Consider the following 18,893-nt stretch of genomic DNA (forward strand, 5'->3'; position numbering starts at 1 on the left):
ATGCCGGCTTTCTCGCAGGGCCTGGAACGCGCGCTTCACCAAGCGCTGACCTATGCCAACGAACGCCACCATGAATATGCAACGCTCGAGCACCTGCTTCTGGCGCTGATCGACGACAACGACGCGGCCGCCGTCATGCGGGCGTGCAATGTCGATTTGGACGAGTTGCGGCGCACGGTCCTCGATTATATCGATGGCGAACTCGACAATCTCGTCACCGGTTACGATGAGGATTCCAAACCGACCGCGGGTTTCCAGCGCGTCATCCAGCGCGCCGTTATCCATGTGCAATCCTCGGGCCGGGAAGAGGTGTCCGGCGCCAACGTGCTCGTCGCCATCTTCGCCGAGCGCGAAAGCCATGCCGCCTATTTCCTGCAGGAACAGCAGATGACCCGCTATGACGCGGTCAACTACATCAGTCACGGCATCGCCAAGCGGCCCGGCGCTTCCGAGGCACGTCCGCCGCGCGGCGCAGACGAGGATCAGGCTGCGCCGGGCGCCGAGACGGAGGAGGGCACGAAGAAGAAGCAGCAGCAGGACGCACTGTCCGCCTACTGCGTCAATCTCAACGCGAAGGCCCGCTCCGGACGCATCGATCCCCTGATCGGCCGCGAGCCGGAGATCAACCGCACCATCCAGGTGCTGTGCCGCCGCTCCAAGAACAACCCGCTCTATGTGGGCGATCCGGGTGTCGGCAAGACCGCCATCGCCGAGGGGCTGGCCAAGCGCATCGTCGAAGGCGATGTGCCGGAGGTTCTGCTCGATTCCACGATCTTCGCCCTCGACATGGGCACGCTTCTGGCCGGCACCCGCTATCGCGGTGATTTCGAGGAGCGGCTGAAGCAGGTCGTCAAGGAGCTCGAGGATTTCCCGGGCGCCATCCTCTTCATCGACGAGATTCACACGGTCATCGGTGCCGGTGCCACCTCGGGCGGTGCCATGGATGCCTCCAACCTCCTCAAACCTGCGCTCGCATCGGGGGCGATCCGCTGCATCGGATCAACCACTTACAAGGAGTTCAGGCAGTTCTTCGAGAAGGATCGCGCGCTGGTGCGGCGGTTCCAGAAGATCGACGTCAACGAGCCGAGCGTGGACGATGCGATCGAGATCATGAAGGGGCTAAAGCCGTATTTCGAAACCTTCCACCAGGTGAAATACACCAACGAGGCGGTGAAGGCGGCGGTGGAGCTGTCGGCCCGCTATATCAGCGACCGTAAGCTGCCGGACAAGGCGATCGACGTGATCGACGAGACGGGTGCTTCGCAGAAGCTTCTGCCCGAATCCCGGCGGCGCAAGACCATCAGCGTCAAGGAGATCGAGAACACGATCGCCACCATGGCACGCATTCCTCCGAAGACCGTTTCGGCCGACGACGAGAAGGTTCTCTCCGGGCTGGAGGCGGAGCTCAAGCGCGTGGTCTACGGCCAGGAGCAGGCCATCGAGGCGCTGGCCTCTTCCATCAAACTTGCCCGTGCCGGCCTGCGCGAGCCGGAAAAGCCGATCGGCTCCTACCTGTTCTCCGGGCCCACGGGGGTCGGCAAGACGGAGGTGGCCAAGCAGCTTGCCGCCTCGCTGGGCGTCGAACTTCTGCGCTTCGACATGTCGGAGTATATGGAGCGCCACACGGTCTCGCGGCTAATCGGCGCGCCTCCGGGCTATGTCGGCTTCGACCAGGGTGGTCTGCTGACCGACGGGGTGGACCAGAATCCGCATTGCGTGCTTCTCCTCGACGAGATCGAGAAGGCGCATCCGGACCTGTTCAATATCCTCCTTCAGGTCATGGACCACGGCAAACTGACGGACCACAACGGCAAGAGCATCGACTTCCGTAACGTCATCCTGATCATGACGACCAATGCGGGAGCCTCGGAGATGGCGAAGCCGGCGATCGGTTTCGGCTCTTCGAAGCGCGAAGGCGACGACATGGAGGCGATCAACCGGCTCTTCTCGCCGGAGTTCCGCAACCGTCTCGACGCCGTCATTCCGTTCGGGTCGCTGCCGGTGCCGGTGGTGCACCAGGTGGTCCAGAAGTTCGTCATGCAGCTCGAGGCCCAGCTTGCCGAGCGCCGCGTCACCTTCGACCTGACCGACGAAGCGGTGGCCTGGCTGGCCGAGAAGGGCTACGACGAGCGCATGGGCGCGCGTCCGCTTGGCCGCGTGATCCAGGAGCACATCAAGAAGCCGCTCGCCGAGGAGGTGCTGTTCGGCAAGCTGAAGCGCGGCGGCACGGTGCGCGTCTCGTTGCAGAAGAACGAAGCCGGCGAGGACTCGCTGAAGCTGGAGGTGATCCCAGACGATACGCCGGTCAAGCCGAAGCGCGAGTCCGAGCGGTCGAAGAAGCCGAAGCAGGCGGCGAAGAAGGCCAAGCCTAAGGCGGCAAAGCGTCCGCCGGCGCCGAAGGAGCCGCCCAAGCGCAGCCTTGTACCGCAGCTGCCGCGAAAGGGCTGAGTCATCCCTTCCATTGAATGAAGAGCGCGGGTCCGCGAGGCCCGCGCTCTTTCTTTTTGACGCTACGGCTGGCGCAAACGGAAGGGCCGGCGTGAGCCAAGCGCACGGAACCGGTGGTCCGTCGCATATTGCCGCCGCCTGTGCTATCCGGCGAGTTCCATGAGCTGTTCCGAAACTCCCCGTTCCGGCCGTGAAGAAAAGCGCCTCCTCTGGTTCCGGCGCGGCGCCCAGGCTGCGTTCTCGATACCGGGCCTGATCCTGGCAAGTGCCTTCGTCGGTTTCGCGGGGCTGGCGCGCGATGCCGGGCTCACGCTCACGCAGACACTCTTCATGACCGGCATTGTCTGGGCCCTTCCGGCAAAGGTCGTTCTTGTCGGTGCGATCCTCGCCGGCAATGGCCTTCTGGCGGCGGCCTTCGCGGTGACGCTCTCGTCGGTGCGGCTGGCGCCCATGGTCGTGACCCTGATCCCGGAGATCCGCACGCCGAAGACGCCGTCCTGGGTGCTCTATCTCCTGTCGCATTTCGTTGCCGTTACCTCGTGGGTGGTGGCAATGGAGCGCTTCCGCTCGGTGCCGAAGACCATGCGCGCCTCATTCTATGCGGGGCTCGGCAGCACCTTGATTCTCAACAACATGGTGGTGGTCACGCTGGTCTTCGTGCTCGCCGCGCGCCTCCCGCCGGCTGTTTCCGCCGCGCTCTTCTTCCTCACCCCGTTGTACTTTCTCACCTCGCTGTGGGGCTCGGCGCGCGAACGGGCAGGGCAGGCGGCCATGCTCTTCGGCCTCGCGCTGGGCCCGGTCTTCCATCTCCTCACACCCGGCTTCGATCTGGTCGCCGCCGGCCTGCTTGCGGGCAGTGCCGCCTTCGGCCTGCATCTCATTGGCAAGCGGAGGCGGCAGGCGTGAGTTTTTCCGCGATCGACGCCTGGTGGTGGCCCTATCTCTTCATCCTACTCGCCGGCTGGCTGGCGACGGATTTCTGGCGCTTTCTAGGGGTCTTTCTCGGTGGACGGATCACCGAGGAATCCGAAATCCTCGTGCTGGTGCGCTGTATTGCCACGGCGCTGGTGGCGGCGGTGATCGCCAATCTGGTCGTCTTTCCAAGCGGTGCGTTGGCGGCCACACCACTGCTTTTGCGGCTTTCGGCCGGATTGGCAGGATTTGCGGCCTATCTGGCGGCCGGCAAGAAGGTCCTCGTCGGCATCCTGGCAGGCGAAGCCGTCCTGGGGAGCGGCATCTTTGTCACATCCCTGCTATGATTCTGCGAAAAGGCCGCTCGATCCGAGACAAAGATGCCGACGTCTGCTTGAAGAAGGGCAAGATGTGGGCCATGAACGGGCGAGGTTGGGGCGTTGTGAAGATTCGGGATTCTCGATGTTCCGATTTCTTTTTATCCGCCATCCGGACGAGCCACTGCCTGGCGTTGGCGTGGCCTTGGCTGGAGCGTTCTGCTGCCGGTCTTTCCACCTTCTCCAGAAAGCGCTGCCTGCAGCTGATTAGTCAGAGTGAATGCCCTTGCGTGAGGATTCCCCCAGCCGCTATTTTTCGACGGTCTTTGCCCGAGATGTCATCGCCCACGGGCTTCTTCTCATCTTCATATCGGCGGTCTGGATCGAAAGTGACGCCTACAGATACGTTGCGCTTGCATCGCTCCTTCCCGTCACCATCATTTATTTCCGTTCCGATTTCCGGTCTGAAGACAAGCCCCTAATCGGTTATATCGGGCTGCTTTGCATAGCGTGGGGCATCTATGTCGCCACGAGATTTCTTTACGACGCCACCGTGTATTCCGAGGCCGGTATCGGCTCGTCGGAGGGGATATATCTTTTCCCCCTGTTCTACACGATTTCTGGCTATGCGCTTCTCGTCGGGATTCGCCGTCCGTTCATTGCCGTTGTCGCCTTCGTGCTGATCAGCTTCGTTGCGGCCGCGGTCTCCTTCGACCCCATGGCGATCGTCGAGGGGCGCCGCGCCGAAGTGGTCCTGCACGAAAACCCGATCCACGCCGCCGTGGCGCAAGGCATGGTCGTCCTGTGCATGCTGCCCTTTGCGAGCTATTTGTTGCGCCGCGACGACATGCGCGGGATCCTGCGGGCCGGGCTGGTCGTTCTGTCGTTCGCGATCCTGTTCCTCGGGCTTGCCAACATCTATGCCCTTGAATCCAAGGGTGTTTGGGCCGCTTTGGCCGCGGCGCTTCCCGTCCAGCTGCTTTTGATCGCGACGATGCACAGCGCACGGCGTGGGGTGCTGGCGATCCTCGGCCTTGCTTTCGTCGCCGTGGTTGTCACCGTTTTCGTGGCTTGGGACGGAATTCGCACGGTCGCCGGCGACACCGCGGAGGCGATGATGGAGCTCTTGTCGGCGATCGCCGACGGCTTGGGCCTTCTGGAGAGCATGGAACATGCCATTCGCGACTACACGGTGCCCGAGAGTCTTCGCGAGCGCCTCATGCTGTGGGCGAGCGCCATTCTGATCTGGGCGGAAGCTCCGATCTTCGGGCAAGGCGTGACATGGCTCGACAAGTGGCAGACGCGCGCCTATCCCGCTGCCGATTACAATCTGCTCCACAACGGCTATCTCGAGATCGCGATCCGCTACGGCGTTGTCGGCCTGATCTTCTATGCCGTTCTCTTCTCCTGGGTGATCCGGCAGGTCTGGCGGGCGAAGCGGGAAGGCATCGTCGATTCCGCCGTCTTCAACGCGTTTTTCTGCGTGTTCCTGTTCTTCTGCGTGACGATCTTCAGCAATTCGAATATCCGCCTGGCCATCGGCGAATCCTATCTCTGGTTTTGCGGCGCCTTTGGTTTCTACTGTTTTTACCAGCGGCAGCGGCAAGGCTGTGTGAGCAGGCCGACGACGTGGATCTGATGAGGCCGCGGCGCTCAGCCGCGGGCTGCATAGGCCGCTCTTCGCAGGTAGTCCTGCCCGCGAAAAAGGGCGGTCGGGATGCGCATGTAGAAGGGAAATTTCGTCGGCTTATAGCCGGCGGGTGAAATCGTCGAGGCGGACTTCACTCGCTTGAGTAGAGGTTTCCTGGTCGTCACAATGCTGGCGCCATGCGACCACCCGCGCTCGAGCGCAATGTCATAGGGCAGCGAGATCGGCAGGAGTGCCCGGCGCAATTTGACGGCACCCTGCCGTGTCACGAGATAGCCCATGGCCGAGCCGAGGGGACCGTGAATGCACCGGCCGACAACGTCGCCCGCCGCGCTTGTCGCCTTCGGCAGAAAGCCGCTGAGGCGGTGGTTGTAGAGCTTGATGACGTCGGGGGCGGGGGAAAGCCGCGTCAGCGCCTCGAGGCGCGGAAGGAAGTCCGTCTTGAAATCCGCGTCGTCCTCCACGATGACGGCATGGGACGCACCGGCCTCGATCACCCAATCAAGGGCGCGGATGTGGCTCAGATAGCAGCCATATTCGGCGGCGAGCGGATGGCGTCCATGCCGCAGCCTGAAACCGCGGGCATCGAATTCGTGCCACTCGGCGGGATCGATGGCGTTGCCGTCCACGGCCGGAATCCGCTCCGGCGCAACGTTGACGAGGGCGGCGCGTTTGACCAGTTCTTCCCAGCGGTCCTTCGAGCGATCCAGATTGATCGCGAGCACCGGGATGGTCACGAGGCGTCGTCCAGCGCGGCGCGGATCTTGCCCGCTTGCTCGGCGAGCACGTTCTGATCCGCCATCTCGCCCGTATGCGGGCGCAACGCCACGCCCTCGAAGCGCGGCAGGATGTGGACATGCAGGTGAAAGACCACCTGGCCGCCGGCGGGCTCGTTGAACTGCTGGACGGTCACGCCTTCGGCGTCGAAGGCCTTCATGGTCGCGCGCGCGACCTTCTGAACGGTGCGCATCACCGCGGTGAGGCTATCGGTGTCCACGTCAAGGAGATTGCGTGCGGGCCGTTTGGGAAGCACCAGGCAATGGCCGTCTCCGCGCGGCATGATGTCCATGATCGCGAGGGTATCGTCGTCCTCGTAGAGCTTGTGGGAAGGAAGCTCGCCGCGCAGGATCTTGGCGAAGGGATTGTCCTTGTCATAGGCCTTGGTGGTCATATTCTACCTCGTCCTTGGGAGCTCGGGCAGGGATGTTTGTGGCCTGCCGACGCTGCGGTCAAGAGGCTTGAGCTAGCCGCCTTTCTTGTAGGGCGAGTGCTCGGCCAGGATGCCGCCGATGGCGGAGACGTCCTGGCGTTCGTGCTCTAGATAGTCGGCGACCGCTCGTCGCAGGCCCGGATGGGCGATGTAGTGCGCCGAGCGCGTGGTGACCGGCAGATAGCCGCGCGCCAGCTTGTGCTCCCCTTGGGCGCCGGCCTCGACGCGCTTCAGGCCTCTGGCGATCGCGAATTCGATCGCCTGGTGGTAGCAGACCTCGAAATGCAGGAACGGATGGTGTTCGATCGCGCCCCAATTGCGGCCGTAGAGGGCGTCGCCGCCGATGAAATTGAGGGCACCTGCGATGTAGCGCCCCTCGCGTCTGGCCATGACCAGAAGGATGTCGTCGGCCATGCGCTCGCCGATCAGCGAGAAAAAGTGCCGATTGAGATAGGGCCGCCCCCATTTGCGGCTGCCCGTGTCCATGTAGAAGGTGAAGAAATCGTCCCAGACCGCTTCCGTGAGGTCGCTGCCGGTCAGCCATTCGATTTCGATGCCTGCCTCGAGGGCCGCGCGACGCTCCCTTTTCAGCGCCTTGCGCTTGCGCGAGGCGAGGCCGGCCAGGAAATCGTCATAGGAGGTGTAGCCTTCGTTGAAGAAATGGAACTGCTGGTCCGTGCGCACGAGAAAGCCGGCCTCCTCGAGCGCCGTGACGTCCTGGTCGGGCGCGAAGGTGACGTGTGCCGAAGACACGCCGAGACGATCGGTCAGCGTCTTCAGTCCCTGGGCGAGCGCCTGTCGCGCCGCGGCCGGATCGGTATTTCCGCCGACGAGCAGCCGCGGACCGGTGGCCGGCGTAAAGGGGACGGAGACCTGCAGCTTTGGATAATAGCGCCCGCCGGCCCGCTCGAACGCGTCGGCCCAGCCATGATCGAAGACATATTCGCCCTGGCTGTGGGACTTCAGATTGCAGGGCACCGCACCGATGAGCAGACCCCCGGCATCTTCGAGCCGAAGATGCTGGCCGAGCCAGCCCGTTTCGCGCACCGCGCAGCCGCTTTCCTCGAGCGATTTCAGGAAATCGTAGGAGACAAACGGATTGTAGGGCACCCTGCAGTTCGCCGGGTCGGCGCCGGACAGGCGAGACCATTCCTCGCGCGTGAAGGCGTCGAGACTGGGGGCGACGGTCAAGGTGGCTGCCGGCTCGGGTTTCTGCATGACGTTCCTGTGCCTTCGTTCACAGATAGGTGTCGGAGGCTAAGGTGAAAATCCCTCGAAGGTCATCTGGTCGGCATAGCGGAAGGTTCGCTCCACGCCCGCCTCGTTGCGCACCGTCCAGGTGATGACGGGTATGGAGAGGCGCTCGCGCAGGAAGGAGACGAACGGGTTCGGCAGGTCGTCTACACAATAGGAGGCGAACGAAATGCCGTGGGCGAGCATCGAGAAGTGCGCCTCCATGTCGGCCATCGAGCGGCCGTGCGCCGTCAGGCCGATGGGCAGGTTACCGCCGAGCCTGTCCAGGTCGCGCAGTATCCAGTGATCGAAGGACATCAGCGCGGTCTCGCCCGGATAGTCCGCGAGGCATTCGAGTACCCCTTCCGCCAGTCCCTGGTCGTGGCCGGCCACACCCTTCAGTTCCACGATCACCGGCACGCGCCCGTCGACGAGGGCGAGCATCTCGGAAAGGCTCGGGATGTGGTCCTCCGTGCCGCCGACGGAGAGCCCCGTGAGCTCGGCGGCGGTGTGCTGCCACACGCGCCCCTCCCGGCCGGTGAGCCGTTTCAGCTCCTCGTCGTGAAAGACGACCGGCACCCCGTCGGCGGCGCGGTGGACATCGCATTCGATCGCATAGCCGCGCTCGACCGCCGCCGCGAAAGCCGAAAGCGTGTTCTCCCATCTTTGGCGGTTCATGTCGTGAAGGCCGCGATGGGCGATCGCCCGCGATGTCAGCCAGGCGGTATCCTGCATGGGCGGTTCCGGACAGCCTTTATGAAACTTCGAACATGGCTTCGATTTCGACCGGCGCATTCATCGGCAGGGCCGCCGTGCCGACGGCGGAGCGGGCATGCTTGCCGCGCTCGCCGAGGGCGGCGACGAGAAAATCGGAAGCTCCGTTCGCAACGAGATGCTGCTCGGTGAAATCCGGCGTCGATGCCACGAACACCGAGATCTTGAGGATGCTTTGGATGCGCTCCAGGTCACCGAGCGCGGCGCGCGCGGTGGCCAGCACGTTGACGGCGCACCACTTGGCGGCTAGCTTGCCCGCCTCCGTCCCGAGCTCGCGGCCGAGCAGGCCCATGGCCATCAGCTTGCCGTCTTTCATCGGCAATTGGCCTGAGGTCACCAGCAGGTTTCCGGTCAACACGGACGGAACGTAGTTGGCCGCGGGCTTCGCCGGTTCCGGTAGTTCGACCCCCAGTTCGAGAAGCCGCTTGTCGATCGCATTGGCCATGTATCATTCCCTCGCTCTTCGCTCTTGCAAGTTGGCCTGTCTTTCGGCACGACTTGCCTTCATCCGCGTCTGACAAGCGCGACACCGTAACACCCGTTCCTGACGGAGATTTGTCATGCGCCCGCCGCGCTTTGCCTTCTTCCTTCTGGCTTCCGTCCTCAGCGCCGCCTCCGGAGTGGCGGCCGCGCAGACGTTGCTGCCACATCGCGCCGTATACGATCTGGCGCTTTCGGAGGCCAGCGACGAATCGGATATCGACGCGATGAACGGTCGCTGGGTGTTCGAGTTCGCCGGCTCCGAATGTGAAGGCTATACCCTGAAGAGCCGCATTGTCATGCGCTTTGATATGGCCGGCGGGCCGCGGCTGATCGATCAGAGGGTGACCAGCTTCGAGGATCCGAAGGGCGAGACGTTCCGCTTCGTCACCAAGTCCTTTGTCGACGAGAACCTGGAGAGCGAGGTGGCGGGCACCGCCAGGCGAGAAGAAGAAGGCACGGTCATCGCCTACGACGAGCCCGAAGAGGCCGAGCGGCGCTTTGCGTCCGTCCTGTTTCCCACCGGGCAGCTTCGCGAGCTGCTGGACAAGGCTCGGGCGGGGGAGAATTTCTATGAAAGCGCCATCTTCGACGGCACCGAGTTTGCCGAGCAGCCCGTTATGATCTCGGTCGTCGTAGGCAGGCCGAAGCCGGTGGAAAGCGACGATCCCGAGCGGAAGGTGCTGGGAGACCTCGCCGAAGACACGTTCATGCCGGTGACGGCGGCCTACTTTGACGGGTCGGCAAAGGATGGCGAGGAGATCAGCGACTACAATGTCAGCTTCAAGCTGCACGAAAGCGGTGTCCAGCGTGACATGCTCATCCGCTACCCGGACTATTCCATGACGGCGAAGCTGGTCAATCTCGATCTCCAGGCGGAGCAAGAGGCCTGCGAAGCCGAAAACGCGCGCTGAAGACGGCCGCAGTGCTTGCATTCGTGCCGATATGGCTCTATATGCCCGCGCATTCCACACGCGGATCACTGGGTATCTGTCCGGGAGACATCCGGCTGACGCCTCCGGTGGCGGGCTTTCCCGCCTGACGATCCGCGGAGGTCCAACCGGAAAGGAAGACGCAAATGGCTCTGCCAGATTTCAGCATGCGCCAGCTTCTCGAGGCTGGCGTGCATTTCGGACACCAGACCCATCGCTGGAACCCGAAAATGGGCCCGTACATCTTCGGCGCCCGCAGCAACATCCACATCATCGATCTCAGCCAGACGGTGCCGCTGATGCATCAGGCGCTGAAGACTGTATCGGACACGGTGGCCAAGGGCGGCCGGGTGCTTTTTGTCGGCACCAAGCGCCAAGCCTCCGATATCGTTGCCGACTCGGCCAGGCGCTGCGCGCAGTACTACGTGAACTCGCGCTGGCTCGGCGGCATGATGACCAACTGGAAGACGATCTCCCATTCCATCCAGCGGCTTCGCCGCCTGGACGAGATGCTGTCGGGTGAGGCCCAGGGCTTCACGAAGAAGGAGCGGCTCAACCTGGAACGCGAGCGCGACAAGCTGGAGCGGGCGCTCGGCGGCATCCGCGATATGGGTTCGACCCCGGACATGATGTTCGTGATCGACACCAACAAGGAAGCGATCGCCGTGCAGGAGGCCCGGCGGCTGGGCATTCCGGTCGTGGCCATCGTCGATTCCAACTGCGATCCCGACGAGATCGACTATCCGATTCCGGGCAACGACGATGCCGCGCGTGCCATTGCGCTTTATTGCGATCTGATCGCCAAGGCGGCGATCGACGGCATCGAGCGCCAGCAGGGCGCGCTCGGCATGGATGTCGGCGCATCTGCCGAGACTCCGAGCGAGCCGGCTTTGGAGGAGGCGCCGGCCGAGGCCGCCGCACCTGCGGGCGAAACGGCAACGGACGCGGCAGCCGAAGCACCGGCAGCCGAAGCGCCGGCGGAAGAGGCCCCGGCCGAAGAGGCCGGCAAGTCCTGAGGGAAGGGGGGTTCCCTTCCCGTTTTTCGGGGCCGTCGGCCCCTGGCGGCCGCGGTTCCTTCGGATCCGGCGGTGCGATGAGTTCGATATGAAGAGGCGACGATGAGCATTTCAGCGGCACAGGTCAAACAACTGCGCGAGATGACTGGCGCAGGCATGATGGACTGCAAGACGGCCCTGACGGAGACCGGCGGTGATCTCGAGGCGGCGGTCGACTGGCTGCGCAAGAAGGGCATTTCCAAGGCCGACAAGAAGTCCGGCCGGACGGCGGCCGAGGGTCTGATCGGCGTCGCGTCGCAGGGCGAGTCGGCGGTCATGGTCGAGGTCAATTCCGAGACCGACTTCGTGGCCCGCAACGACGCCTTTCAGGATCTCGTGCGCAATGTGGCGTCCGTGGCGCTTTCCACCGACGGTAGCGTCGAGGCAGTGGCCGCCGCCGATTATCCCGGAACCGGCAAGTCGGTCGCCGACTCCGTCACCGATGCCATCGCCACCATCGGCGAGAACATGACGCTGCGCCGTTCGGCCAAGCTTTCGGTCTCCAAGGGTACGGTCGCTACCTATGTGCACAACGCGGTGGCCGACGGGCTCGGCAAGATCGGGGTTCTCGTGGCCGTCGAGACGGAAGGCAGTGCCGAGGCGGCGCAGAATTTCGGCCGCCAGGTGGCCATGCATGTCGCCGCGACCAGCCCGCTAGCCCTGACGGAGGCCGAGGTCGATCCCGTCGCCGTGGCGCGCGAGAAGGAGATATTCTCCGACCAGGCGCGCCAGTCCGGCAAGCCGGAGAACATCATCGAAAAGATGGTCGAAGGCCGTCTGCGCAAATTTTTCGAGGAGGTCGTGCTCCTCAAGCAGGCTTTCGTCATCAATCCCGACCTCACCGTCGAGCAGGCGCTGAAGGAAGCGGAGAAGGAGATCGGCGCCCCCGCCACCATTTCCGGCTTTCTGCGCTTCGCGCTGGGCGAGGGGGTTGAGCGCGAGGAGTCCGACTTCGCGGCCGAAGTCGCGGCCGCGGCCAAGCAGTAACGATCCGCATCCGGGGGGCGGAAGAACGAAGGGCGCCGCGTGACAACGCGGTGCCCTTCGTGTAGGCCCGGATGGAGCCTTGCGGTGTAGCGGCGCAGCATGCCGGCGGCACCCACTGAGGAGAGGATGAAGGTGACCGGACGATATCGACGTGTGGTGCTGAAGGCCTCCGGCGAAGCGCTGATGGGAGATCAGGGCTTCGGCATCGACGTTTCCGTGGTCGACCGCATCGCCGCCGATATTGCGGAGGCACGGGCGCTAGGCGTCGAGGTCGGCGTCGTCATCGGCGGTGGCAACATCTTCCGCGGCGTGGCGGTCGCCTCCAAGGGCGGGGACCGCGTAACCGGCGACCACATGGGCATGCTGGCCACTGTCATCAATTCGCTGGCGCTGCGCACCTCGCTGATCAAGATCGGCGTGGAGGCGGTGGTGCTGTCTGCCGTCGCCATGCCGGAACTGTGCGAAAGCTTTTCCCAGCGCCAGGCCACCGCCTATATGAACGAGGGCAAGGTGGTGATCTTCGCCGGCGGTACGGGCAATCCGTTCTTCACGACGGATTCGGCGGCGGCGCTGAGGGCGGCGGAGATCGGCGCCGACGCCCTGTTCAAGGGCACGCAGGTCGACGGCGTCTATTCGGCCGACCCGCACAAGGACAAGGACGCCGTGCGCTACGAGCACCTCACGCATCAGCGCGTCATGCGCGACGGGCTGGGTGTCATGGACATGGCTGCGATTGCCCTTGCGCGGGAGAACAACATACCGATAATCGTCTTCTCGATTCACGAGAAGGGCGGTTTTGGAGCTATCTTGAGAGGCGAAGGGCGCTGCACGATTGTCGACGGCGGCCCGGCCCTCGACGAGGTGAAGGCGTAAGGAGGCGGAGATGCCGGAGGGCGTTGATTTCAAGGATTTGCACCGGCGCATGGACGGTGCGGTGAGCGCGTTCAAGCATGATATCGCATCGCTGCGCACTGGCCGCGCCTCGGCCAATCTTCTCGACCCGGTGCACGTGGAGGCGTATGGGACTTCCATGCCCATCAACCAGGTGGCGACCGTCTCGGTGCCCGAGCCGCGGATGATCTCCGTCACCGTATGGGATCAGGGCATGGTGCAGGCGGTGGACAAAGCCATCCGCGAATCCAATCTGGGCTTCAATCCGATTGTCGAAGGCGCGACGCTGCGCATCCCGCTGCCGGAGCTCAACGAGGAACGGCGCAAGGAACTGGTGAAGATCGCCCATCAATATGCCGAGCATGCGCGTGTGGCGGCACGCCACGTGCGTCGCGACGGCATGGAGCATCTCAAAAAGGCCGAAAAGGAAGGCGAGATCAGCCAGGACGACTTGCACGCCCAGTCCGATCGCGTCCAGAAGATGACCGACGAGACGATCGCCGCGATCGACAGGCTGCTGGCCGACAAGGAAGCGGAAATCATGCAGGTTTGATGGTCGCCGCGCGCGGCTGTCGGCCGAAAGGGGAAAAAGCGGTGAAGCCCGCGCATATCGCGATCATCATGGACGGGAACGGTCGCTGGGCGCGCGCCCGTGGACTGCCGCGCACTGCCGGCCACCGCGCCGGCGTGGAATCGCTGCGCCGGACCGTGCGCGCGGCGGGCGAAATGGGCATCCGCTGGTTGACCGTCTATGCCTTCTCCTCCGAAAACTGGTCGCGCCCCAAGGCCGAGGTCTCCGACCTCATGGGGCTGTTGAAGCTCTTCATTCGGCGCGACCTTGCCGAGCTGCACCAGAACGGTGTGCGCGTGCGCATCGTCGGCAAGCGCGACGGGCTGGAGCCGGATATCGCCGCCTTGCTCGGGGAGGCTGAGAGCCTGACGGCCGGCAACACCAACATGAACCTCGTCGTCGCTTTCAATTACGGCGGCCGCGACGAGATCCTGCGTGCCGCGCGGGCCCTGGCAATCGAGGCGAAAGCAGGGCGGCTCGACCCTGAGGACGTGACGATGCAGGATTTCGAGGCGCGTCTCGACACCGCAGACATGCCCGATCCCGACCTCATCATCCGCACCAGCGGCGAGCAGCGCCTGTCCAACTTCCTGTTGTGGCAGGCGGCTTATGCGGAATTCGTGTTCGTGCCGTGCCGGTGGCCCGATTTCGGATCGGATGACCTTGCCGCCGCGATCGCCGTGTTCGAGGAGCGGGATCGGCGCTTCGGCGGCGCGGCAGCGCAAGAAGCCGTTTCATGAGCAGCCGGAAGGCGGGCAGCGAACTCGGCCTGCGCATTGCATCGGCGCTCGTTCTGGGCGTCCTCGTTCTGGGCATCACCGTGCTGGGCGGCGGCGCCTTCCGTCTTTTCGCCGCCGTCATGGCGATGCTCGTCTTCCACGAATGGATGGCCATGCGCACATCCGGCCATCCCACGAACCGGCTTGTGGCCTGGGTACTGCTGGCGGCGGTGATGCTGGCGATGCTCGTCGGTCTGTCGGCGCCGCTTTCGCTGGCCGCGCTCGGCGCAGCCTTTGCCGTCGTGGCGGCGCATGCCATGTTCTCCGGCAGCAGCGGCTGGAGTGCAGCCGGGCTCATCTATGCCGGCCTGCCGGCCATTGCGCTCGCCTTCCTGCGCGTTGCCGACACTGCGGGGCTCATGGCGATCCTCTTCCTCTTCGCCGTGGTGTGGGCCACCGACGTGGCGGCCTTTTTCGTCGGCCGCGCGCTGGGCGGACCGCGGCTCGCCCCGGCGATCTCGCCCGGCAAGACCTGGAGCGGTGCCATCGGCGGTGCCCTGGGCGGGCTTGCAGCCGGGCTGGCGGTCGCCGGCTTTGATTCCGGCGGACCTGCGCTTCTGTGGGGTGGACTCGTCGCGCTTGCACTGTCGGTGGTTTCGCAGGCAGGGGATCTGTTCGAATCCGCTCTCAAGCGTCGCCACGGCGTGAAGGATTCGGGCCGCCTCATCCCCGGCCACGGCGGCGTGATGGACCGGGTGGACGGGCTCGTCGCTGCCGCGCTTCTGTTTTATCTTCTGGGGGCGCTGCTTTCCGGTCCGAACACTCCGGCTGCGGCTTTCTTCTCCCGCTGATCGGTGCTAGTGGGTGCGCGAACCGCCTTGGATTTGCCAATCTTGGCCGGACAATAGCCAGGAAAGATCAAGCGCCGAATCAATGAAGGAAACGACGTGGCCGATATAGCTGTTCCCTTCATCGCTGTCGGCAATTTCCTGATCGGGACGATCATCCCGTTCCTGTTCGTGCTTACTGTGGTCGTCTTCGTTCACGAGATGGGGCACTATCTTGTCGGCCGCTGGTGCGGCATAGGCGTGCGTGCATTTTCGATCGGCTTCGGCCCCGAACTCTTCGGCCTGACGGACCGGCGAGGCACGCGCTGGCGCGTCTCGGCCATCCCGCTCGGCGGCTATGTCAAGTTCGTCGGCGATGTCGGGGCGACCAGCCAACCCGATGCCGAGGCCGTGGATGGGCTGTCGGAAGAGGAGCGGCGCGTCGCCTTTCATACGCAGCCGGTCTGGAAGCGCGCTGCGACGGTGTTTGCCGGCCCCTTGTTCAATTTCCTCCTGACGATCGTGGTTTTCTCCGTCATGTTCGCCACCTTCGGCCGCTACGTAGCCGAGCCGATGGTGGCCGAAGTGCGCCCCGACAGCCCGGCCGCCGAAGCCGGCATTCAGCCCGGCGACCGGTTCGTGTCCGTTGACGGGGTGCGGATCGAAACGTTCTCAGACGTGCAGCGGCTCGTCTCGGGACGGGCCGGCGACCCGCTCACCTTCGTCCTGTCGCGCGACGGACGGGAGATCACCACCGTGGCCACTCCGGAGGCCACCGAGCAGACGGACGCTCTGGGCAACACGGTGAAGATCGGCATCATCGGTGTGGTCAACAACGAGGCCCTGGGCCAGCCGCGCGTCGTCGAATACGGTCCGCTCGAGGCTGTCGGAGCCGGCGTGGCGGAGACCGGCAGCATCATCGCCCGCACCGGGCAGTTCCTGAAGCGGCTGGTCGCCGGTCGCGAGGACCGGTGCCAGCTCGGCGGGCCGGTGAAGATCGCGGAGATGTCTGGTAAGGCCGCCGATCTCGGCTTCGAGTGGGTGGTACAGCTCGTCGCGCTGCTTTCGGTCGGCATTGGAATTCTCAACCTTTTGCCCATCCCCCCGCTTGATGGCGGGCATCTGGTGTTCTACGGCTTGGAAGCTGTTTTGCGCAGGCCGGTACCCGGCCTGGTGATGGAGGCGGTCTATCGTGCGGGGATGTTAATGGTGCTGGCGTTCATGGCTTTCGTTTTCTGGAACGATCTGTTTGGATGCTGAATCGGAGGGATGCCATGAAAAGGGGTAGGGGTTGAGCGCTCGGCATTGTTGAGGCTGCGTTTACCACGGTGAGCATTAGGCGTGACGGGAATGCCACTGTTCCGTGTTTCGTAAATGCAAATTAACCAGAAGCCTTGCGTGTAGGGAAATTCCGGCTATTACGGTATGCGGTTTGCACGTCCGGATTTCTCGCCGTGGGGACAACGAGAATAGAAGGTATTTGAGCCCGATGAAGGCAGCTTCCAGATTCATGTCCGCCGTTTCGGTGGTGGCGCTTTCGGCCGGTTTCGTGGCGGCGGGAGCCATCGCGGTCCAGGTTGCGGCTGTCACGTCGGCCCAAGCCGCGACTGTCAGCCGGATCGAAGTGCGCGGCAACCAGCGCGTCGATGCCGAAACCGTCCGCAATCAGGTCGGCATCAGCCCTGGGCAGAACTTCACCAACGCCGATATCGACGAGGCGGTGAAGCGGCTCTTCGCCACCGGCCTCTTCGCGAATGTCTCCATCAGGCAGGCCGGTGGGGCGCTGGTCGTTACGGTGGATGAACACGCCATCGTCAATCAGGTGCTCTTCCAGGGCAACAGGAAGATCAAGGATCGCAATCTCGAGCAGGCGGTGCAACTGCAGCCGCGCGGTGCCTTCTCCAATCAACTCATGGAAGCGGATGCCGAGGCCGTACGCGAAGCCTATCGCCGCATCGGCCGTGACGACGCCATCGTGAACCCGCGTGTGCAGCAGCTCGAAGGCGGCCGGGTCAACGTCATTTTCGAGATCCAGGAGGGCGAGCGTACGAAGATCGCCTCCATCAGCTTCGTCGGCAACGAGGCCTTCAGCGACCGGCGCCTGCGCGACCTCATGTCGACGAAGGCGTCCAACTTCCTGACCTCCTTCATGCGTCGGGATATCTATGACGAGCAGCGGTTGCGCGCCGACGAGGAGGCCCTTCGCCGCTTCTACTTCAATCACGGCTATGCCGATTTCCGCATCATCTCGTCCTCGGCGGATCTGGTGGACAACCAGTACAACGTGACGTTCACGGTGGACGAGGGTGAACGCTACACATTCGGCGACATCCGGGTCGAATCGGCCATCTCCGACATCGACGTGAACACGCTGCAATCGCATCTGGAGACGCGCAGCGGCGCCATCTACAGTGCCGAGGATGTCGAGCAGACGCTGGTCGGTCTGACGGAGGAACTCGCCGGCCGCGGCTATGCCTTTGCCGAGGTCACGCCGCGCGGCAATCGTGATTTCCAGAACCGCACGATCTCCGTCGTCTACGATATCGATGAAGGGCCGCGCGCCTATGTCGAGCGCATCCAGATTCGCGGCAACACCCGCACCCGCGACTATGTGATCCGGCGCGAGTTCGACGTCAGCGAGGGCGATGCGTTCAACCGTGTCCTGGTGCAGCGCGCCAAGCGCCGCCTGGAGCGGCTCGATTTCTTCCAGACGGTCAACATCACCACCGTTCCCGGTTCGCAACCCGACCAGGTGGTATTGGTCGTGGACGTGGTCGAAAAGGCGACGGGCGAGTTCTCCATCGGCGCCGGCTACACGACCGGCGGCACGACGTCGAGCGATGGCGGCTTCTCGCTCGAAGGTTCGATCACGGAGCGCAACTTCCTCGGACGCGGGCAGTTCATCCGGCTCGCCGCGGCGGGTGGCGAGCACTCGCGCGACTTCACCTTCTCCTTTACCGAGCCCTACTTCCTGGGACGGCGGATTGCGGCCGGGTTCGATATCTTCCGCAACACGCGGACTTTCAGCAATTCCGACAACAACGACATCTATGATCGCGAGGCGACGGGCGGAACGATCCGCTTCGGCCTGCCGATCACCGATGCGCTGACGGCTCAGCTTGCGTACAACTATTCGCAGGAGGAGTATGAGCGGGTCGGCGACGCGGAAGTTTCCACGGCGATCGAACAGGCGCTGGAACAGGGCAAGTGGATAAAGTCGTCCGTCAGCGGCTCCCTAATCTACAACACCCTCGACGACATGAAGAACCCGCGCGAGGGCATGCACGCGAATTTCACGACGGAAGTCGCTGGTCTTGGTGGTGATGCGCAATGGCTGAAGGTGACGGCGCGCGCGAATTACTATCACATGCTCTCCGACCGGCTTGACCTGGTTGGCCTGATGACGGTCGGCGGAGGCCATATTGTCGGTTTTGGCGATGAGGATCTGCGTATTTTCGATCAGTTCAACAGCAACACGCGTATAATCCGCGGTTTCAAGTACAATGGTATTGGGCCGTTTGAAACGACGCCTGGCGGGGATCGCGACTACCTCGGCGGCACTACCTATTTCCACGCCACTGCCGAGGCGCAGTTCCCTGTGCCTGTGGTTCCGGAGAGCTTCGGCTTGCGCGGCGCCGTCTTCGCCGACGCGGCGACATTGTACGGCAGCGACTACGACAGCCCGAACGTTCACGGCACGGACATGGAGTGGCGTGCGTCGGTCGGCGCCAGCCTCATCTGGGCTTCACCTTTCGGACCGCTTCGCGTCGACTATGCCGAGCCGATCGTGAAGGAAGATACGGACCGGATCCAGCACTGGAACTTCGGCATCTCGACCCGGTTCTGAGGCGAAAAGCTGTCCGGGCGCGATGTGCCGCCCGGACGAGAA

18 protein-coding genes are annotated in these 18,893 nt (G+C 63.9%); 13 read left to right on the plus strand and 5 right to left on the minus strand.

Annotated elements, in window-relative coordinates; genetic code table 11:
• The 4 genes from clpA (at position 1) to SIN08_RS03795 (ending at position 5,316) form a co-directional block, all read left to right on the plus strand.
• Positions 1 to 2,448: an ATP-dependent Clp protease ATP-binding subunit ClpA gene (gene clpA / locus SIN08_RS03780; protein WP_322450200.1), complete on the plus strand. Its 2,448-nt coding sequence runs from the start codon at positions 1 to 3 to the stop codon at positions 2,446 to 2,448.
• Positions 2,449 to 2,607: 159 nt separating this feature from the next.
• Positions 2,608 to 3,354 (plus strand): AzlC family ABC transporter permease, encoded by a 747-nt coding sequence (locus tag SIN08_RS03785; RefSeq protein ID WP_322450202.1) that lies wholly within the window; start codon positions 2,608 to 2,610, stop codon positions 3,352 to 3,354.
• Positions 3,351 to 3,707, plus strand: a complete 357-nt coding sequence (locus tag SIN08_RS03790) for an AzlD domain-containing protein (protein ID WP_322450204.1) — start codon at positions 3,351 to 3,353, stop codon at positions 3,705 to 3,707. The genes SIN08_RS03785 and SIN08_RS03790 overlap by 4 nt, the downstream gene beginning before the upstream one ends.
• Before the next feature lie 256 nt (positions 3,708 to 3,963).
• Entirely contained in the window at positions 3,964 to 5,316 is a 1,353-nt protein-coding gene (locus SIN08_RS03795; protein WP_322450205.1) for an O-antigen ligase family protein, read from the plus strand.
• Between the two features lie 14 nt (positions 5,317 to 5,330).
• Here SIN08_RS03795 and SIN08_RS03800 read toward each other — a convergent pair whose 3' ends face one another.
• From SIN08_RS03800 to SIN08_RS03820, 5 genes are all read right to left on the minus strand, one after another.
• On the minus strand, positions 5,331 to 6,062 hold the full coding sequence (locus tag SIN08_RS03800) for a glycosyltransferase family 25 protein (RefSeq protein WP_322450206.1): 732 nt from the start codon (positions 6,060 to 6,062) through the stop codon (positions 5,331 to 5,333).
• Positions 6,059 to 6,496, minus strand: coding sequence for an HIT family protein (locus SIN08_RS03805; RefSeq protein ID WP_322450207.1), 438 nt, complete (start codon positions 6,494 to 6,496; stop codon positions 6,059 to 6,061). Before SIN08_RS03805 ends, SIN08_RS03800 begins: the two co-directional genes overlap by 4 nt.
• A 72-nt stretch (positions 6,497 to 6,568) precedes the next feature.
• The gene (locus SIN08_RS03810; RefSeq protein ID WP_322450208.1) at positions 6,569 to 7,753 is read right to left on the minus strand and encodes a GNAT family N-acetyltransferase; all 1,185 of its coding nucleotides are present in this window, start codon (positions 7,751 to 7,753) and stop codon (positions 6,569 to 6,571) included.
• Between the two features lie 39 nt (positions 7,754 to 7,792).
• Positions 7,793 to 8,503 (minus strand): glycerophosphodiester phosphodiesterase, encoded by a 711-nt coding sequence (locus SIN08_RS03815; RefSeq protein WP_322450209.1) that lies wholly within the window; start codon positions 8,501 to 8,503, stop codon positions 7,793 to 7,795.
• Between the two features lie 19 nt (positions 8,504 to 8,522).
• Positions 8,523 to 8,987, minus strand: a complete 465-nt coding sequence (locus tag SIN08_RS03820) for a RidA family protein (protein ID WP_322450211.1) — start codon at positions 8,985 to 8,987, stop codon at positions 8,523 to 8,525.
• Between the two features lie 115 nt (positions 8,988 to 9,102).
• Here SIN08_RS03820 and SIN08_RS03825 point away from each other — a divergent pair, with 115 nt between their 5' ends.
• From SIN08_RS03825 to bamA, 9 genes are all read left to right on the plus strand, one after another.
• Positions 9,103 to 9,936 (plus strand): cell envelope integrity EipB family protein, encoded by an 834-nt coding sequence (locus SIN08_RS03825; protein ID WP_322450212.1) that lies wholly within the window; start codon positions 9,103 to 9,105, stop codon positions 9,934 to 9,936.
• Positions 9,937 to 10,100: 164 nt separating this feature from the next.
• Complete coding sequence (gene rpsB / locus SIN08_RS03830) at positions 10,101 to 10,970, plus strand: 30S ribosomal protein S2 (RefSeq protein WP_322450213.1); 870 nt, start codon at positions 10,101 to 10,103, stop codon at positions 10,968 to 10,970.
• A gap of 102 nt (positions 10,971 to 11,072) precedes the next feature.
• The gene (gene tsf, locus SIN08_RS03835; protein WP_322450214.1) at positions 11,073 to 11,996 is read left to right on the plus strand and encodes a translation elongation factor Ts; all 924 of its coding nucleotides are present in this window, start codon (positions 11,073 to 11,075) and stop codon (positions 11,994 to 11,996) included.
• A gap of 126 nt (positions 11,997 to 12,122) precedes the next feature.
• Positions 12,123 to 12,869 carry a UMP kinase gene (gene pyrH / locus SIN08_RS03840; protein ID WP_322450215.1) on the plus strand — a complete coding sequence of 249 codons (747 nt, stop codon included), beginning with the start codon at positions 12,123 to 12,125 and terminating at the stop codon, positions 12,867 to 12,869.
• A gap of 10 nt (positions 12,870 to 12,879) precedes the next feature.
• Entirely contained in the window at positions 12,880 to 13,440 is a 561-nt protein-coding gene (frr, locus tag SIN08_RS03845; protein WP_322450216.1) for a ribosome recycling factor, read from the plus strand.
• Positions 13,440 to 14,198 carry an isoprenyl transferase gene (locus tag SIN08_RS03850; RefSeq protein WP_322450217.1) on the plus strand — a complete coding sequence of 253 codons (759 nt, stop codon included), beginning with the start codon at positions 13,440 to 13,442 and terminating at the stop codon, positions 14,196 to 14,198. Before frr ends, SIN08_RS03850 begins: the two co-directional genes overlap by 1 nt.
• Entirely contained in the window at positions 14,195 to 15,028 is an 834-nt protein-coding gene (locus SIN08_RS03855) for a phosphatidate cytidylyltransferase (RefSeq protein ID WP_322450218.1), read from the plus strand. Before SIN08_RS03850 ends, SIN08_RS03855 begins: the two co-directional genes overlap by 4 nt.
• A gap of 96 nt (positions 15,029 to 15,124) precedes the next feature.
• Positions 15,125 to 16,264, plus strand: a complete 1,140-nt coding sequence (gene rseP, locus SIN08_RS03860; RefSeq protein ID WP_322450219.1) for an RIP metalloprotease RseP — start codon at positions 15,125 to 15,127, stop codon at positions 16,262 to 16,264.
• Positions 16,265 to 16,493: 229 nt separating this feature from the next.
• Positions 16,494 to 18,851 (plus strand): outer membrane protein assembly factor BamA, encoded by a 2,358-nt coding sequence (bamA, locus tag SIN08_RS03865; protein ID WP_322450220.1) that lies wholly within the window; start codon positions 16,494 to 16,496, stop codon positions 18,849 to 18,851.
• Positions 18,852 to 18,893 lie beyond the last annotated feature (42 nt).

The organism is Chelativorans sp. M5D2P16 (assembly GCF_034427935.1).
GTDB lineage: Bacteria > Pseudomonadota > Alphaproteobacteria > Rhizobiales > Rhizobiaceae > Chelativorans.

What these genes read in the sequence shown, in the direction of transcription:
- clpA (WP_322450200.1), top strand. Translation starts at nt 1, where the DNA reads ATGCCGGCTTTCTCGCAGGGCCTGGAACGCGCGCTTCACCAAGCGCTG.
- SIN08_RS03785 (WP_322450202.1), top strand. Translation starts at nt 2,608, where the DNA reads ATGAGCTGTTCCGAAACTCCCCGTTCCGGCCGTGAAGAAAAGCGCCTC.
- SIN08_RS03805 (WP_322450207.1), bottom strand. Translation starts at nt 6,496, where the DNA reads ATGACCACCAAGGCCTATGACAAGGACAATCCCTTCGCCAAGATCCTG.
- SIN08_RS03810 (WP_322450208.1), bottom strand. Translation starts at nt 7,753, where the DNA reads ATGCAGAAACCCGAGCCGGCAGCCACCTTGACCGTCGCCCCCAGTCTC.
- SIN08_RS03815 (WP_322450209.1), bottom strand. Translation starts at nt 8,503, where the DNA reads ATGCAGGATACCGCCTGGCTGACATCGCGGGCGATCGCCCATCGCGGC.
- SIN08_RS03820 (WP_322450211.1), bottom strand. Translation starts at nt 8,987, where the DNA reads ATGGCCAATGCGATCGACAAGCGGCTTCTCGAACTGGGGGTCGAACTA.
- SIN08_RS03825 (WP_322450212.1), top strand. Translation starts at nt 9,103, where the DNA reads ATGCGCCCGCCGCGCTTTGCCTTCTTCCTTCTGGCTTCCGTCCTCAGC.
- rpsB (WP_322450213.1), top strand. Translation starts at nt 10,101, where the DNA reads ATGGCTCTGCCAGATTTCAGCATGCGCCAGCTTCTCGAGGCTGGCGTG.
- tsf (WP_322450214.1), top strand. Translation starts at nt 11,073, where the DNA reads ATGAGCATTTCAGCGGCACAGGTCAAACAACTGCGCGAGATGACTGGC.
- pyrH (WP_322450215.1), top strand. Translation starts at nt 12,123, where the DNA reads ATGAAGGTGACCGGACGATATCGACGTGTGGTGCTGAAGGCCTCCGGC.
- frr (WP_322450216.1), top strand. Translation starts at nt 12,880, where the DNA reads ATGCCGGAGGGCGTTGATTTCAAGGATTTGCACCGGCGCATGGACGGT.
- SIN08_RS03850 (WP_322450217.1), top strand. Translation starts at nt 13,440, where the DNA reads ATGGTCGCCGCGCGCGGCTGTCGGCCGAAAGGGGAAAAAGCGGTGAAG.
- SIN08_RS03855 (WP_322450218.1), top strand. Translation starts at nt 14,195, where the DNA reads ATGAGCAGCCGGAAGGCGGGCAGCGAACTCGGCCTGCGCATTGCATCG.
- bamA (WP_322450220.1), top strand. Translation starts at nt 16,494, where the DNA reads ATGAAGGCAGCTTCCAGATTCATGTCCGCCGTTTCGGTGGTGGCGCTT.